The sequence below is a fragment of the Streptomyces sp. YKOK-I1 genome, assembly GCF_054660435.1.
The window spans coordinates 460,835-476,021 of the sequence record NZ_BAAGDR010000001.1; the positions used below are offsets into that span (position 1 = coordinate 460,835).

The window sequence follows — 15,187 nt, forward strand, 5'->3', positions numbered from 1 at the left end:
GTGGCGGACGGGGTCGTTCCCCTCGGTACGCATGTCCCGGCGAAGTCGGGGTAACCGCCCCGTGAGCGGGTCGGGCCATCGCGCGTCCGCTCACGCAACGAGAACAGAACACGTCGAACCGTGACTTCGTGGGGAGAGGTAATGCACACCGCCGTGATCGGGTCGGAGGGCAAGGTCGTCGAGGACACCGCCGGGACCAGCACGGGTGGAGCATCGTTGCCGGGAGTCGAGGACCCGCGGAGCGTCGCTCCGCGCGACGCACGGGAGCTGTCCCGCCAGTTCTTCAAGCGGCTGACCGAACTCGAAGAGGGCACGCACGACTACCAGTACGCCCGCAACACGCTCATCGAGATGAACATGTCCCTGGTGCGGTTCGCGGCCGGACGGTTCCGCGGCCGCGGGGACGACATGGAGGACATCGTCCAGACCGGGATGATCGGGCTGATCAAGGCCATCGACCGGTTCGAGATCTCCCGTGAGGTGGAGTTCACGTCCTTCGCCCTGCCGTACATCGTCGGGGAGATCAAGCGGTTCTTCCGGGACACCACCTGGGCGGTGCACGTGCCGCGGCGGCTCCAGGAACTCCGGGTGGAACTGGCCAAGGCACGCGACGAGCTGGCCGGCCGGCTCGACCGGGAGCCCACCGTGGCGGAGCTGGCCACACTGATGAACCTGCCGGAGAACCAGGTCGTCGAGGCGCAGATCGCCGCCAACGGCTACAACTCCTCCTCGCTCGACGCCGCGCTCACCGGTGACGGCCCGGAGAACGGCGAGTCGGTCCTCGCGGACTTCATCGGCGTGGAGGAGGACGGGCTGCGGCTGGTCGAGGACTTCCAGTCGCTCGCCCCGCTCATGGCCGAACTCGGCGAACGTGACCGGCGGATCCTGCATCTGCGGTTCGTGGAGGAGGCCACCCAGGCGGAGATCGGCGAGCAGCTCGGCTGCTCCCAGATGCATGTGTCCCGGCTGATCAAGCGGATCATCACCCGGTTGCGCGAGGGCATGCTGGGCGAGCTGGGCTGCGCCTGAGCCCGTCGGCCGGGGTCAGGCGCCGAAGGTGAGCAGGGCACGGACCCGCTTGCCGACCGGCACGCGCTCGGCGCTGACCTCGGCCGCCAGCGCGTGCACGATCTCCAGGCCGTGCCGGCCGACGCGCTCGGGGTCCTTGGGGAAGCGCAGGGGCAGCGCGTCGCTGCTGTCGTAGACGGACACCGTGACGGTGGAGTCGGTGCCCTCCAGTTCGAGGATGTACGGGCCGTTGCTGTGCCGGTCGGCGTTGGTGATCAGCTCGCTGACGACGAGCATCACCTCACCGCTCGCGCGCTCACCGATGCGCGCGCACCACTCGGTCCTGAGCTGGTCGACGAAGTGCGCGGCGAAACTGCGGGCCTCGGCGATGCATCCGGGTTCACCGGTGTAGTGCGCCGCTCGCCTCAGCGGTTCCACGGGTACGTCGAAACCAGTCGGTATCACTGCCCCGTCCAGGTGCTCGATCATGCGTGTCTCTCTGGGAAGCCGGACTGGCCGGACGCTGCTGCACCTGTGCTCGTACCCCGTGCCGCGCCGCACAGTCCCCGTCCGGCGCACCCCGTGCCCGCGGCGGGCACGGGGTGCCTCACAGGGTCGGTGAGCCCGAGGAGGATCCGGAGGACGTCAGCACCGAGGTGCTCGGCGGCTGGGGCTCCGGCGGCTTCTGCCCGGAGGACGACGGCGGGGTCGACGACTCCTCCACCAGGCCGTTCTTCGGCGGCGAGGAGGACGGCGACTCCGGGCTCGGGGACTTCGAGGACGGCGACTTCGAGCCCGGCGACTTCGAACTCGGCGACTCCGAGGACGGGGACTTCGAGCCCGGCGAGGACGAGGTGGGCGGGCAGGAGTTCTTCCGGCCCGGGTCACAGGGCGACGCGGACGTGGACGGGCTCGGGCCGGAGCCGGTCGGGTTCGGCGGCGGCTTGATGATCACGAACACCAGGGGATGCTTCGGGGGATGCGTGGTGCGGTCCTGCTTGCCCCCGGTGTCGCCCCGGTGCCGCGCGAACCAGTGGTGGCCGTGGTCGGGGTCGTAGAGGACGAACTCCTTGACCACCTTCGCGGCGGGGGTGACCACGACGATGTTCGAGGGCTCGTACGAGGCCCAGGTGTCGCCGGTGCGCTCCGGCGCGGTCTGCTGCGGGACGGGCTTGGTCAGCGGGTTGCCGCAGGCGCAGCGCACCCGGGGCACGCCGCGTCCGTCGACGAGGACGGCGGTGCCGGACTGGAGGACGGACTGGTAGGTGGTGACGGCGCCGTCGCGGTAGCCGTGGTTGGTGACCCAGGTGTCCATGCGCAGCTGCACCGGGGTGAGCGAGCGCAGGTAGTCGGGGACCCCGGAGGGCTCGACACCGGCCACCGAGGCGAACGCCTTGTTCTTGGCGGGGGCCGCCCGGAGAGCGCCGATCTGCTTCTCCACGTCGCAGCCGGCGGTGTCGCGGGTGCCGCCGTACAGCCCCGCGGCTCCGCCGTCGACACCCTTGAGGGCGTTGCCGGTGGGCTCGGTCATGCCTGGTGCGGGGGCGGCGGAGGCCGTCGTGGTGGAGCTGTCGTTGGCCGTGGACTCGGTGAACGGGTCCGGGCCGGTGTGGGCGGCGGCCAGGGTGAAGATCTTGGCTCCGCCCGAGCGGCCCGCGCCGCCGGAGCCACCGCTGCCGGGCAGGGTGAGCAGGACGGCGAGGGCCACGGCGGCCACGAGGGCGGTGCCGAGCAGCGCGAGCCGGGGAGCGGACCGCCACCAGGGCCGGCCCGAGTCGGGGCCGGGCCCGGGCCCCGGTCCGGGTGGGCCGTCCGGACCGCCACCCCCCGGCCTCCCGCCCGAGGAACCACCCGAGGAACCACCGGACGAACCGCCGGACGCACCGCTCGAGGACACCGCGTCCACCGGTTCGGTGGGGGGTCCCGAAGAGGGCGGCGGGGGTGGTTGCGAGGGGCCCGAGAGGGGGCCGGAGGGCGGTCCCGTGGGGCGGTCGGAGGACGGAGGTTCGACGCTCACATGCTCTCCCGATGTGGAATACATCCCGCGATGCCCGGCTTTCGGAAAGACGCACCGCTTTCTGCCACAACGGACTCATTGTGTGCTCCGCCCGGGTGCCACCCGCAAGCCGGACGCGGACGGCCCCGCTCGACGGGCGGGCGCCCCCGGCCCTGCTTAGCGTGGCAGCGTGAGCCCACGCACCCCCACCGACCAGGCCGCCGGCCGGTCCGGCACCGGCCGGGCGACCGGCCGCCACGGATGGCCTACGGCGCTCGGCGTGGCGCTGACGGGGCTCGCCTCGATGGTGGTGGTCGCGGCGCTCGGCCTGTGGGCGGCGGGGGCCACGGATCTGCCGCAGGACGCCTTCCCCCGGGTGGTCGCGGCGACCGTGGTCACGGCGGTCGGGGGCACCGTGGAGCTGTCCGGGGACGCCGGCGGACTCGCCGACACCCGGGCCGGGCTGACGGTGGTTCCGCTGTCCGTGACCCTGGTGGGGGCGCTGGTCACCGCCGCGGGGTTCCTGCGGCCGTTGCGGCACCGGGCGGTCGCCGGGGCCCGGGAGCTGGCCGGCTGGGCGGCCCGGATCGCCGTGCTGTGGCTGCTCGGTCTGCTGGGGCTGGCGCTCGCCGCCCGCCAGACGTTCGCGGTCGACCTGGGCAGCGACACGCTGAACGACCTGGGCGATCTGTTCGGCGTCCACCCGGAGGTCGGCTTCACCACGGACGTGCCGCTCACGCTGGTGATCGGGCTGGTCTGGCTGGCCGGGGTGCTGCTGCTGGCGCTGCTGGTCTCGCGGGGCGCGCCACTGCCCGCCCGGCTGCTGCGGTTCCAGGAGTCGGTGCGACCGGCCGCGTACGCGATGGTCGCGCTGCTGCTCGCGTGTGTCGTCATCGGCCTGGTCGTGGCGCTGGTGGTGGCGGCGACCCGCGGGCACGCGCCGGAGACCCTGGCGGTGGTCCTCCTCGGGCTGCCCAACCTGGTGTGGATGGCGTTCACCCTGGGGCTGGGGGCCACCTGGAACGGCCGGGTGGACGGCCCGTTCGGGCTGCCCATGCCCGAGGTCCTGGACGAGGTGCTGCGCGGCAAGGAGACCGCCGCGCTGAATCTGAACAGCATGGCCGAGTACGACGGCCGGGTGTGGTGGCTGGTCGTGGTGGACGCGGTGCTGCTGCTGGGTGCCGCGTTCGTGATGGCGGCCCGCTCCCCGGCCCGTATGCGTGCCTGGCAGCACGCCGTGCACATGGCGGCCGCGCTGGTGCTCACCGTGCTGACGATCTGTCTGGTGGGCCGGGTCTCGGCGCACTACGGCCTGACCGTGCTCGGCATCAACGATCTCGCCGGTCTCTCTGGAGACCTGTTCCTGCACCCCGAGGTGTGGTCCGCGCTCGGGCTCGCGGCGCTGTGGGGGCTGGTCACCGGGTTCCTGGGCGCGCTGCTGGCGCGGCCGGTGCACCGGCGCGGCGCGACGGGCCCGCCCCCGGGTCAGGTCTGACGGCCGCGCAGGACGGGCCGGGCCCAGGCGGGCGGAGGCGGGGGTACGGCGGGGAGACCTGCCGGTTCGGTCGGCGGGCGCCCGGCACCGCGGTCGCCCCGGCCCGCCGCCCGCAGGGCCGCGACGAAGGCCCGGCAGGTGTCGTGACGGGCCTCGGGGGCCTTGGCCAGGGCCTTCGTGAACACGGCGTCGACCTGATGCGGCAGGTCGGGCCGGGACGCGGTGAGCGGAGGCGGCTCGTCCTCCTGGTGGGCCCAGAGCAGGGCCATGTCCTCCTCGCGGACGAAGGGCGGATGTCCGGCGAGGGTCTCGTAGACGACGCAGGCGAAGCTGTAGACGTCACAACGGCCGTCGACGGGGCGGCCGGAGATCTGTTCGGGGGCGACGTAGTCGAGGGTGCCGACGAACTGGCCGACGGTCGTGAAGCCGGTCAGCGACAGCGACTTCTTCGTCAGGCCGAAGTCGGTGAGGTAGACGTGCTCGGGGTGGTCGCTGTCGGTGCCCCGGGAGACCAGGATGTTCCCGGGTTTGACGTCCCGGTGGACCAGGCCGTGGTCGTGGGCCGCGTCGAGGGCGGAGGCGACCTGCGCGGCGATCCGTACGGCCGTGGCGAGGGGCAGCGGGCCCCGGCGGTCGAGGAGGTTGCGCAGATCGCTGCCCTCGACGTAGCGCATGGCGATGTACAGCACGCCCTCGGTCTCCCCGGCCTCGAAGACCGGCACGATGTGCGGGTGGTCGATCGCGGCGGCGACCCGGGACTCATGGGTGAAACGCTTGCGGAAGGTGTCGTTGCGGGCCAGTTCCGGGGCGAGCAGCTTGAGGGCGACGGTCCGTTCCAGGCGCAGGTCGCGGGCGCGGAAGACGACGGCCATGCCGCCCCGGCCGATCTCGTGCTCGACGCGGTAGCCCGCGATCTGCCGGCCCACCAGGTCGGAGGGGCGCCCGGCGAACGCGCTGGTCCCCATCAGGGGGCTCCGGGGGCGGGGGCCGCGTCGGGCGGGTGGTCGGTGGCGTAGGTGCTGAGGCGGGTGCCGTCGCCGTAGACCCAGCGCTCCTCGGCGGAGTCGTACAGCCACACGGACTCGCCGTCGACGACCACCCCGATCCTCAGGTCCCGGGTCCGCCGCCGGAAGGACTCGCCGTCCAGGGCGCCGCCGGCCAGTTCCCCGACCGCGGCCCGGTAGCGCGCGAGGGCCTCCTCGGCCCGGGCGAGCAGGGCCCGCGGGTCGGCGACGGTGGCGGGCGGGGCGTCGGCCAGGGGCGGGTCCTGCGGTACGGCGACGAGATGACGGCCGTCGACCCAGGCCCGCCAGCCGTTGGCGCACAGCACGTGCCCCCAGTCGCCGCGGCGCTCCAGGAGCCGGACGGGCAGCAGCGGATCCAGCGGCACGGTGGGCCGGGCGGGGTCGGGGGCCTCCCAGGCGGGCATCCCCGGCGGGGGGACGACGTGCGTGGGCGCGAAGGCGGTGGTCGTCATGGCCGGCCCTACTTCCGCATCACGGCGGGTTCGTGGCGGCGCAGCAGCCGGGACACGACGAATCCGAAGACGACGGAGAGCACGACGAGCATGCCGATGTCGAGCAGCCACACCGCCGCCCGGTGCTCGAACAGGGGGTCCGAGGTGATGTCTCCGGGTACGATCCGGGACAGCCCGATGGTGCCGGCCATCGCGCCGAGAGCCCACCGCGAGGGCACGAGCCAGGACAGCTGGGCCAGGCCGGGCACCCCGTCGAGTTTCAGCAGGGCTCCGCAGAAGACCACTTGGACGATGGCGAGCAGCACGAGCAGCGGCATGGTCACCTCCTCCTTGCGCACCAGCGCGGAGACCAGCAGGCCGAGCATCATCGCGGTGAACGCCAACAGGGCGACGGCGACGGCGATCTCGACCAGGGGTGGCAGCAACACGCCGTCGCCGCCGGGCGCGTTGAGGTCGACGCCGAGCAGGGCGACGAGGGTGAGGACGACCGCCTGGACCACGGTGACCGTGCCGAGGACGACGACCTTGGACATCAGGTACGCCGATCTGGACAGGCCGACGGCTCGCTCCCGCCGGTAGATGACGCGTTCCTTGACGAGTTCGCGCACGGCGTTGGCGGCGCCGGTGAGGACGCCGCCGACGCACAGGATCAGCAGCGCGTTCATGGCGGTGTCCCGGGTGAGTTCGCCGCCGGCGAGGGCGCGGGCCATGGCGCCCATCACGAACGGCAGGGCGATCATGATGGCCAGGAAGGTGCGGTCGGCGCCCAGCGCCGCGGTGTAGCGGCGGACCAGGGTGCCGAGCTGGGCGGCGCGGCTGCGGGGCCGGGGCGGCGGCAGCAGGATGACGGGGCCCTCGCGGGGCAGCCGGGGCTGGGCGCTGGAGTTGACGACGTAGCGGTGGTGGAACGCCGAGTCGCGGTACTGTCCGGCCCAGTCCCGGTCCTGGTCCCGTTCGAACGCCTCGAAGGCCTCGGGCCACTGCTCGAAGCCGAAGAAGCCGAGGGCGTCGCCGGGCGGTCCGTAGTAGGCGACCCGGCCGCCGGGGGCGAGGACCAGGAGCCGGTCGCAGACGTCGAGGCTCAGGACGCTGTGGGTGACGACGATGACGGTGCGGCCGTCGTCGGCGAGGCCGCGCAGCATGTGCATCACCGAGCGGTCCATGCCGGGGTCGAGGCCGGAGGTCGGCTCGTCGAGGAAGAGCAGCGAGGGCTTGGTGAGCAGTTCCAGCGCCACGCTGACGCGTTTGCGCTGGCCGCCGGAGAGGCTGTGCACCGGTTGTCCGGCGCGCTGTTCGAGGCCCAGTTCGCGGATGACCTCGGTGACCCGCTCGCGGCGCTCGGCCTTGGCGGTGTCCTGCGGGAAGCGCAGTTCGGCGGCGTAGGTGAGGGCGGAACGGACGGTGAGCTGGGCGTGCAGGATGTCGTCCTGGGGGACGAGGCCGATGCGCTGGCGCAGTTCGGCGTAGTCGTGGTACAGGTCGCGGCCGTCGTAGACGACGGTGCCGTGGTCGGCGGGGCGCTGGCCGGTGAGGGCGTTGAGCAGGGTGGACTTCCCGGCGCCGCTGGGGCCGACGACGGCGAGCAGGCACTTCTCCCCCACCGGGAACGACACATGGTCGAGCAGGGTCTTGCGGCCGCGGTCGACGGCGACGGTGAGGTCCTGGACGTCGAGGGAGACCTCACCGGTGTCGACGTACTCCTGGAGTTCGTCGCCGACCAGGCAGAACGCCGAGTGGCCGATGCCGACGATGTCGCCGGGGCCGATCGGGGCGCGGGTGACGGGGAAGCCGTTGAGATAGGTACCGTTGTGGCTGTCGAGGTCGGCGATCTCGTAGCCGCCCTCGGGCAGGGCACGCAGTTCGGCGTGGCGGCGGGAGACGACCAGGTCGTCGATGACGAGGTCGTTGTCGGCGGCGCGGCCGATGCGGACGGTCCGGGTGGGCAGCGGCCGTACGGAGGTGGGCCGGCGGAAGGTGCCGGTCAGGGAGGGCATGGACACCGCCGAGGGCCGTTCCGGGGCCGGTGGCGGGCGGCCGGCGAGGACGGCGCGGGGGCCGTCGGCGGGGCTGCCGAAGCGGATCACGCTGCCGGGTCCCACGTCGAGCACCCGGACCCGGCGGCCCTCGGACCAGGTGCCGTTGGTGCTGTCCTCGTCGGTGAGGGTCCAGTGGTCGCCGTCGGGCCGCAGCACGGCGTGGTGCCAGGAGACCCGGGCGTCGTCGATCACGATGTCGCTCAGCGGGTCCCGGCCGAGGTAGTAGGCACGTCCGGGGATCATTACCGTGGCGCCCGTCTCGGTCTCCAGCACGAGTTCGGGCGCAGTCGGGGCGACGGGGCGCTCCACCATGCCGGAATTCTATCGATTCGCGCCTGGGGACGCCCAGTGGTGTGCACGCTCGGCGTGGAGTTCAGCCGACGGGGAGGACGAGCGCCGGGAGCGTCCGCTGCATCCGCAGCGCGTCCACGGACTCGGCGAGGAGTTCGTACTCGGTGGTGTCGTCAGCGACGGCGACCCGCACCAGCCGTCCGCCCGCCAACTCGTCGCCCACCAGCTCCTGCTGGTCGATGTCCGCGCACCAGGACCGCAGCAGAGCGGGTACGTCGGGGACACTGTCGCCGACGGGCACGAGGGCGCCCTGCGGGACGTGCGAGGCGTCGGGTTGCGGATCGAGGCGCTCGGCCATCCATAACGCGCGGTCCCGTAACCACCACAGCGCGAGCGCCAGCGTCGGCGCGCGGTACGTCCCGAGCGGTACGCCGATGCGGCGGCCGTCGCAGTATCCGTACGCCGTGACATGGCACAGGAATTCGTCGTGCATGTCTCCACTCCCCCGAGTGCTCGTATGCCGGCCCTGCCTCGCTTTCCGTGCGGCTCCTGTGGGACGGAGTGCCCCTGAGGTTCGAGTATGTTCACTTCTAAAACACTGTCACCATGACTTTCCGGCCAGTCTCTTGGCATATTCAGCGCCACGACTGGCCGAAATCCGGCAGCGGACCCGGCCCCTCCGCCCACCTGCGGACCGTTTCGCCTGGTAACCGCCCGATGACACGGCGAATTCGGCTGCGGTGGCCGGATAGCGCCCTGGCCGACGATGCGTTCTTTTCCGTAAGCGGCTCAGCCGTTGATCACCGCGTCGATACGGTCCAGCTCACCGTCCTCGAAGTCCAGGTTGGCCAGCGCGCCGACGCTGTCCTCGATCTGGCGGGCGCTGCTCGCGCCGACCAGCGCGGAGGTGACCCGGCCGCCGCGCAGCACCCAGGCCAGGGCGAGCTGGGCCAGGGACTGCCCGCGGGACTTCGCGATGCCGTCCAGGGCGCGCAGCTTGCCGACCAGGTCCTCGGTGAGCGCGTCGGAGTTCAGGAACGGGCTGTCGCTCGCCGCGCGCGAGTCCTCGGGGATGCCGTCGAGGTAGCGGGAGGTGAGCAGGCCCTGCTCCAGCGGGGAGAAGACGATCGAGCCGACCTGGAGCTCGTCGAGGGCGTCGAGCAGGCCCCCACTCTCCGGGCGGCGGTCGAGCATCGAGTAGCGCGGCTGGTGGATGAGGAGCGGGGTGCCCAGCTCGCCGAGGATGCGGGCGGCCTCGCGGGTCTGCTCCGCGGAGTAGTTGGAGACGCCGACGTAGAGCGCCTTGCCCTGCTGGACGGCGGAGTGCAGGGCGCCCATCGTCTCCTCCAGGGGAGTCTCCGGGTCGGGGCGGTGCGAGTAGAAGACGTCGACGTAGTCGAGGCCCATCCGCTTCAGGCTCTGGTCCAGCGACGACAACAGGTACTTGCGCGAGCCCCACTCGCCGTACGGCCCGGGCCACATCAGGTAGCCGGCCTTGGTGGAGATCACCAGCTCGTCCCGGTAGGACGCGAAGTCCGTCTTCAGGAAGTGACCGAGCGCGGACTCGGCGGCGCCGGGCGGCGGGCCGTAGTTGTTGGCCAGGTCGAAGTGGGTGATGCCGAGGTCGAAGGCGCGGCGCAGGATGGCCCGCTGGGTCTCGGCCGGGCGGTCCGGACCGAAGTTGTGCCACAGTCCGAGCGACAGCGCGGGGAGCTTCAGGCCGCTGCGTCCGGAGCGCCGGTAGGGCATGTCCGCGTAGCGGTCGGGGTGTGCGGTGTACAACGCGACTCCATCCGGGGTTGTCCCACGATCTTCACGATCTTCCGCCTCCACTGTTCCCGAGTGCCGTGCAGCGGTCCAACAGAAGAATCCGATGGAATTGTGCGGCTACGCTTCTCAATCATGGAACTGCGCCACCTCCAGCACTTCGTCGCGGTCGCCGAGGACCAGCACTTCACCCGGGCCGCCGAACGGCTGCTGGTGTCCCAGTCGGGCCTGTCGGCGTCCATCCGGGCGCTCGAGCGCGAGCTGCGGGCCCCGCTGTTCGTACGGACCACCCGGCGGGTGACGCTGACCGAGGCGGGGCGGGCGCTGCTGGTGGAGGCGGAGCGGATCCTGGCGCAGGTGCGGGCCGCGCACGAGGCGGTCGCCGCGGTGCAGGGCGTGGTGCGCGGGACGCTCTCCGTGGGCACCGAGCAGTGCATCGCGGGCGTGCATGTGGCGGGGCTGCTGGCCGCGTTCCGGCGGCGGCACCCGGACGTGGAGATCCGGCTGCGGCAGACCGGCTCGGGGGCCCTCGGCGAGGAGGTCGCGGCGGGCCGGCTCGACCTGGCCTTCGCCTACCGCACCCAGGCGGACTCCGACCAGCTGCGCTGCGTACCGCTGGCCACCGAGCCGATGTACGTGCTGTGCCATCCCGACCACAGGCTCACCCGGGCGGCGGCGGCCCTCGTGCCGGAGGACCTCGCGGGCGAGGTGTTCGTCGACTTCCACCCGGACTGGGGGCCGCGCCGGGCCACCGACGCCGCCTTCGCGGAGGCGGGCGTACGCCGTACGGTCGCGCTCGAGGTCAACGACGTGCACAGTCTGCTGGACCTGGTGGGCGAGAACCTCGGGGTGGCCGTCGTACCGCGGCACTTCCGGCACAAGCGCGAGGCGCTGACCGCGCTGCCCCTGAAGGACACCGGCGAGGCGGCCTACGAGACGGTCGCCCTGCTGCCGGCCCCCGACGCGACGAGCCCGGCGGCCCGGGCGCTGATGGCGCTGCTGGAGGCCGGGGAGGCCTGAGCCGTCGGGATCTCAGGCGAAGGCGACCACCTCGCCGGCCATGATCTGCGGAGGGTTGGGCAGGAGGGCCGCGAGGTGCTCCCGTACGAAGTCCGCGGCCCGCGCGATCGACTCCTCGGCGCCCGCCCGGTCCTGGAAGACGCTGGTCGAGACCATCACCCCGTCCCCGGCGTCGAGCCAGTAGTACGCGACGAAGCCGGGGACCTCGCGCATGAGCGGGACGAACCCCTCGTGCACGAGCCGTCCCGCCTCCGCCGGATCGGTCACGCCTTCGTACCGCCGCACCGCTGCGTACATCGCCGAGCTCCTCACCTGAGGCCAGGGTCCGGCTGCTGCCGGACGTCCTGGATGCCGTACCCCCGCCGCGCGGGCCGGGCTCGCACGGCGTGCGGCAATCACCTCAAGGGCCGCCCGGGGTGATCCGAACGGCCGCCACCGGCCCCGGGTCCTGCCAGGGGCGGGCAAAGAAGCGGCGGACGGGCGCGGGCTGCGCGATGGTGGAGTCATGCATGCGAAGGACATCCTCATCGACGGGTTCAACCGCATCCGGGAAGAAGTCCACGCCGCCGTCGAGGGCCTGGACCCCGACGCCCTCAACGCCCGGCCCACCCCCGCGACCAACTCGGTCACCTGGCTCGTCTGGCATCTCACCCGGGTCCAGGACGACCACCTGGCCGACGCCTTCGACCTCGATCAGGTGTGGTGGGGCCGGGACGGCGACTGGGAGAAACGGTTCGGCCTCGACCTGCCGCGCCATGACACCGGGTACGGGCACGGTCCGGCGGAGGTGGCGAAGGTGCGGGTCGCCGACCCCGAGCTGCTGACCGGCTACCACGACGCGGTGCACGAGCAGAGCCACCAGGCGCTGCGCGCGCTGACGGCGGCGGATCTCGAGCGGGTCGTGGACGTGCGCTGGGATCCGCCGGTCACGCTGGGCGTACGGCTGGTCAGCGTCCTGTCCGACGATCTCCAGCACGTCGGACAGGCCGCGTATGTGCGCGGGCTGCTTCAGAGCGCGGCGGCGTAACCCGGCAGCACGACGTCCTCGATGAGGGCGTTGCGCTCGTCGAACGGGATGAACGCGCTCTTCAGGGCGTTCACCGTGACCGTGCGCAGGTCCTCGACGCCCCAGCCCGCCTGCTCGACGAGCAGCGCCATCTCACGGGTCATCGTGGTGCCGGACACCAGACGGTTGTCGGTGTTGAGGGTGACCCGGAAGCCGAGGTCCTTCAGCGCGGTGATCGGGTGCTCGGCGATGGAGGCGGCGCAGCCCGTCTGGAGGTTGGACGTCGGGCACATCTCCAGCGCGATGCGGCGGTCGCGCACCCAGCTCGCGAGCCGGCCGAGCTTGCCGTCGACGATGTCCTCGGTGATCCGCACCCCGTGCCCGAGGCGCTGGGCGCCGCACACCTGGACGGCCTGGTGGATGCTGGGCAGTCCGAAGGCCTCGCCGGCGTGGATGGTGAAGGGCACGCTCTCGCGGCGCAGGTGCTCGAAGGCGTCGAGGTGGTCGGCGGCCGGGAAGCCGTCCTCGGCGCCGGCGATGTCGAAGCCGACGACGCCGCCGTCACGGTAGGCGACGGCCAGGTCGGCGGCCTCGCGGACGTGGTCGAACATCCGCATGCCGCAGAGCAGGGTGCCGACGCGGACCGGGGTGCCGGCGGCGGCGGCCTTCGCCATTCCGGCCGCGAGCCCCTCCTGCACGGTCTCCACGACCTCGTTCAGGGTCAGCCCGCCCTTGACGTTGAGTTCGGGCGCGTAGCGCACCTCGGCGTAGACGACGCCGTCGGCGGCGAGGTCGAGGACATACTCCTCGGCGACGCGCAGCAGGCCCTCGCGGGACTGCATCACGGCGAGGGTGTGCTCGAAGGTGGCTATGTAGCGCACCAGGTCGCCGGAGTTGGCGGCCTCGAAGTACCAGGCGGCCAGTTCGTCGGGGTCGGTGGTGGGCAGGGTGTGGCCGATCGCGGCGGCGAGCTCGACGACCGTGGCGGGGCGCAGGCCGCCGTCGAGGTGGTCGTGCAGGACGGCCTTGGGGAGGCGGCGGATCACTTCGGCGTCTACGCGCGTAGCAGTCATGGCGGGTCTTTCCTCGGGCGGAGCTGGGCGGGGTGGTTCGGGTGCGGGAGGCGGATCAGCCGGCGGGCTGGAGCAGGTCCCAGCGGTTGCCGTACAGGTCCTGGAAGACGACGACGGAGCCGTACGGCTCGTGGCGGGGCTCCTCCAGGAAGGTCACACCGGCCGCGCGCATCCGGGCGTGGTCGCGGGCGAAGTCGTCGGTGTGCAGGAAGAAGCCGACGCGGCCGCCGGTCTGGTCGCCGATCCGGTCGCGCTGGGCGTCGCCCTTGGCACGGGCGAGCAGCAGCCCGGTGCCGTCCTGGCCCTCACCCGGCCGGACGACGACCCACCGGGCCCCGTCGGGCCGGGGCTCGTCCTCGGCGAGCCGGAAGCCGAGCGCGTCGGTGTAGAAGCGGATCGCCTCGTCGTAGTCGTCGACGACGAGGGTGACCAGGGCGATGCGGGACATCGGGGCCTTTCGGGAGGCACGGCAGGGCGATTGACGGGAGAGGTTATACGTAAAACGTCAGGGACGCCAGTTGCCGTAGGGGCGGACTGGCGGCTTCTGCCGTGCGCCGCTGACGACGGAGGCCGGATCCGGCATCGCGGCCTGGTACTCCAGCCGTAGATCGTGATCTCGGTGGTGAGGGGCGCCGAGGCGACAGTCGGCCAGTGTCGATCATCTGGCCGAGACCGCCCAGCCGTCGCGGGCGTCGGCTCCTTCTCCCCTACCCGAGTTCGCCGAGACGGAGGGCGTCCCTTATCGCGCTGAGCTTCGCGGTCGTCGCCGGGGTCTGCTCCTGCGCTTGTTCGGCGAGTCGGAGGGCGTCGTCAATCTCGCTGAGCTTCGCGGAGGACAGGACGGCCGCCCGCTCTATCAGGTCGTCCCGTGACACAGTGGTCAGCCATGTGCAAGGAGTGAAGCCTGGACGCGGGAACGCGAGCCGCAGCACGCCTTCGAACGGCACTCCTTCACCGGCGCCCACCGTCACTTCGATGCCCAGACCGCTGATGTCGACGCCTGCCGGAGCGACGACCTGCATCACCCGGATCCCGGACGCGTCGTCTCCCGACAGCAGTACGACCAACCTCCGCTCGTCGAACTGGACCCACCAGACTTCGCCACGGTGCACAAGTCCTCCAGACGTAGACGGCAGACAGACGCTGCGCGACCCTGACGCGCTGTGGAGACGGGTGAGGCCACCGTTGATCATCGGTGGGTGGAGACTGAGGATCATGCGGTGGCCGCAGGGCAGAGCGTAGACCCTGCCCGCTGGCAGGAGGCGTTCGAGGGTGTGATGAGCCGGATGGCGGGACGGTTCACGCGGGTCGAATCCCGCCGCCGGGCACGGAAGTTGGTACTCGGCCTGCTGTCGGACCTGCCACGCGAGAACTGCTGGACCATTGCCGAGTGCGCCGGGGACAGGACCCCGGAAGATCACGATCTACGGCTGGAGTGACTAGGTCCCCGGTCCGAGGCGGGGAGGGGACCCGGGGTGGAGGCGGTGAGGCCGCGGGAATCGTTAGTGTCCGGACATGGAGATCACTGAGCCGGTGCGCGGGCCGGAGCGCCGGAAGATGGACGTTCTGACGCGGCTGGAGCGGGAGAGCGATGTCTGGGTCGCCACCGCGGACGCGGCGGGCGTGCCCTGTCTGGTCGCCCTGTGGTTCGTCTGGGACGGGGAATCCGTGTGGCTGGCCACCCGGCTCTCGAACCCCACCGGCCGCAACCTGCGGACCGGCGGGCGCACCCGGCTGGCGTTCGGCGACACCCGGGACGTGGTGCTCATCGACGGGGAGACCGTGACGTATCCGTCCGACGACGTCCCGGAGGAGGCCGCCGGGGCGTTCCTGGCGAAGACCGGATGGGATCCGCGCCGGGAGAGCGCGTCGTACGCCTTCTTCCGGGTACGGCCGGTGGCGGTGCAGGCGTGGTGCGGGACGGGTGAGCTGCCGGGGAGGCAGGTGATGCGCGACGGGGTGTGGGTGGACTAGTCGGGCGGACCGGCCCGCGCGGTGACGGTGCGCGGGTGCGGGTC

At 72.2% G+C, this 15,187-nt stretch carries 16 protein-coding genes and 1 pseudogene; 6 read left to right on the top strand and 11 right to left on the bottom strand.

Features of this window, described 5'->3' with window-relative positions; genetic code table 11:
* The first annotated feature begins 141 nt into the window (after positions 1–141).
* The gene (locus ACYQ8Q_RS02115; RefSeq protein WP_460061247.1) at positions 142–1,029 is read left to right on the top strand and encodes an RNA polymerase sigma factor SigF; all 888 of its coding nucleotides are present in this window, start codon (positions 142–144) and stop codon (positions 1,027–1,029) included.
* Between the two features lie 15 nt (positions 1,030–1,044).
* On the opposite strand, the gene ACYQ8Q_RS02120 is transcribed toward ACYQ8Q_RS02115, so the two are convergent.
* Both ACYQ8Q_RS02120 and ACYQ8Q_RS02125 read right to left on the bottom strand, forming a co-directional pair.
* A complete protein-coding gene (locus tag ACYQ8Q_RS02120) occupies positions 1,045–1,497 on the bottom strand; it encodes an ATP-binding protein (protein WP_460061249.1) in 453 nt (150 codons plus the stop codon).
* 118 nt (positions 1,498–1,615) lie between these two features.
* Positions 1,616–3,025 carry a DUF6777 domain-containing protein gene (locus tag ACYQ8Q_RS02125; RefSeq protein WP_460061251.1) on the bottom strand — a complete coding sequence of 470 codons (1,410 nt, stop codon included), beginning with the start codon at positions 3,023–3,025 and terminating at the stop codon, positions 1,616–1,618.
* 169 nt (positions 3,026–3,194) lie between these two features.
* Between ACYQ8Q_RS02125 and ACYQ8Q_RS02130 the strand changes: the two genes are divergently transcribed.
* Entirely contained in the window at positions 3,195–4,499 is a 1,305-nt protein-coding gene (locus tag ACYQ8Q_RS02130) for a streptophobe family protein (RefSeq protein ID WP_460061253.1), read from the top strand.
* Here the strand turns inward: ACYQ8Q_RS02130 and ACYQ8Q_RS02135 are convergent.
* The 5 genes from ACYQ8Q_RS02135 to mgrA form a co-directional block, all read right to left on the bottom strand.
* Complete coding sequence (locus tag ACYQ8Q_RS02135) at positions 4,490–5,464, bottom strand: serine/threonine-protein kinase (protein ID WP_460061257.1); 975 nt, start codon at positions 5,462–5,464, stop codon at positions 4,490–4,492. The genes ACYQ8Q_RS02130 and ACYQ8Q_RS02135 overlap by 10 nt on opposite strands.
* Positions 5,464–5,976 (bottom strand): hypothetical protein, encoded by a 513-nt coding sequence (locus ACYQ8Q_RS02140; RefSeq protein WP_460061259.1) that lies wholly within the window; start codon positions 5,974–5,976, stop codon positions 5,464–5,466. Before ACYQ8Q_RS02140 ends, ACYQ8Q_RS02135 begins: the two co-directional genes overlap by 1 nt.
* 8 nt (positions 5,977–5,984) lie before the next feature.
* A complete protein-coding gene (locus ACYQ8Q_RS02145) occupies positions 5,985–8,324 on the bottom strand; it encodes an ABC transporter ATP-binding protein/permease (protein ID WP_460061261.1) in 2,340 nt (779 codons plus the stop codon).
* Between the two features lie 61 nt (positions 8,325–8,385).
* Entirely contained in the window at positions 8,386–8,796 is a 411-nt protein-coding gene (locus ACYQ8Q_RS02150; RefSeq protein ID WP_460061263.1) for a hypothetical protein, read from the bottom strand.
* Between the two features lie 296 nt (positions 8,797–9,092).
* Complete coding sequence (mgrA, locus tag ACYQ8Q_RS02155) at positions 9,093–10,085, bottom strand: L-glyceraldehyde 3-phosphate reductase (protein WP_460061265.1); 993 nt, start codon at positions 10,083–10,085, stop codon at positions 9,093–9,095.
* Positions 10,086–10,205: 120 nt separating this feature from the next.
* Between mgrA and ACYQ8Q_RS02160 the strand changes: the two genes are divergently transcribed.
* Positions 10,206–11,090 (top strand): LysR family transcriptional regulator, encoded by an 885-nt coding sequence (locus ACYQ8Q_RS02160; protein ID WP_460061267.1) that lies wholly within the window; start codon positions 10,206–10,208, stop codon positions 11,088–11,090.
* Positions 11,091–11,102: 12 nt separating this feature from the next.
* Here ACYQ8Q_RS02160 and ACYQ8Q_RS02165 read toward each other — a convergent pair whose 3' ends face one another.
* Positions 11,103–11,387: a hypothetical protein gene (locus ACYQ8Q_RS02165; protein WP_460061269.1), complete on the bottom strand. Its 285-nt coding sequence runs from the start codon at positions 11,385–11,387 to the stop codon at positions 11,103–11,105.
* Positions 11,388–11,595: 208 nt separating this feature from the next.
* On the opposite strand from ACYQ8Q_RS02165, the gene ACYQ8Q_RS02170 reads away from it, so the two are divergent.
* Positions 11,596–12,117, top strand: coding sequence for a mycothiol transferase (locus ACYQ8Q_RS02170; RefSeq protein ID WP_460061271.1), 522 nt, complete (start codon positions 11,596–11,598; stop codon positions 12,115–12,117).
* On the opposite strand, the gene ACYQ8Q_RS02175 is transcribed toward ACYQ8Q_RS02170, so the two are convergent.
* From ACYQ8Q_RS02175 to ACYQ8Q_RS02185, 3 genes are all read right to left on the bottom strand, one after another.
* A complete protein-coding gene (locus ACYQ8Q_RS02175) occupies positions 12,099–13,169 on the bottom strand; it encodes an adenosine deaminase (protein ID WP_460061273.1) in 1,071 nt (356 codons plus the stop codon). The genes ACYQ8Q_RS02170 and ACYQ8Q_RS02175 overlap by 19 nt on opposite strands.
* A gap of 55 nt (positions 13,170–13,224) precedes the next feature.
* Positions 13,225–13,617, bottom strand: coding sequence for a VOC family protein (locus tag ACYQ8Q_RS02180; protein ID WP_460061275.1), 393 nt, complete (start codon positions 13,615–13,617; stop codon positions 13,225–13,227).
* Positions 13,618–13,876: 259 nt separating this feature from the next.
* Positions 13,877–14,281, bottom strand: coding sequence for a type II toxin-antitoxin system PemK/MazF family toxin (locus ACYQ8Q_RS02185; protein ID WP_460061277.1), 405 nt, complete (start codon positions 14,279–14,281; stop codon positions 13,877–13,879).
* Positions 14,282–14,446: 165 nt separating this feature from the next.
* Between ACYQ8Q_RS02185 and ACYQ8Q_RS02190 the strand changes: the two are divergent.
* Positions 14,447–14,584 (top strand): annotated as a pseudogene (locus tag ACYQ8Q_RS02190) (IS701 family transposase); the annotation flags it as partial.
* 100 nt (positions 14,585–14,684) lie between these two features.
* Positions 14,685–15,143, top strand: coding sequence for a pyridoxamine 5'-phosphate oxidase family protein (locus tag ACYQ8Q_RS02195; protein WP_460061278.1), 459 nt, complete (start codon positions 14,685–14,687; stop codon positions 15,141–15,143).
* Positions 15,144–15,187: the final 44 nt, after the last annotated feature.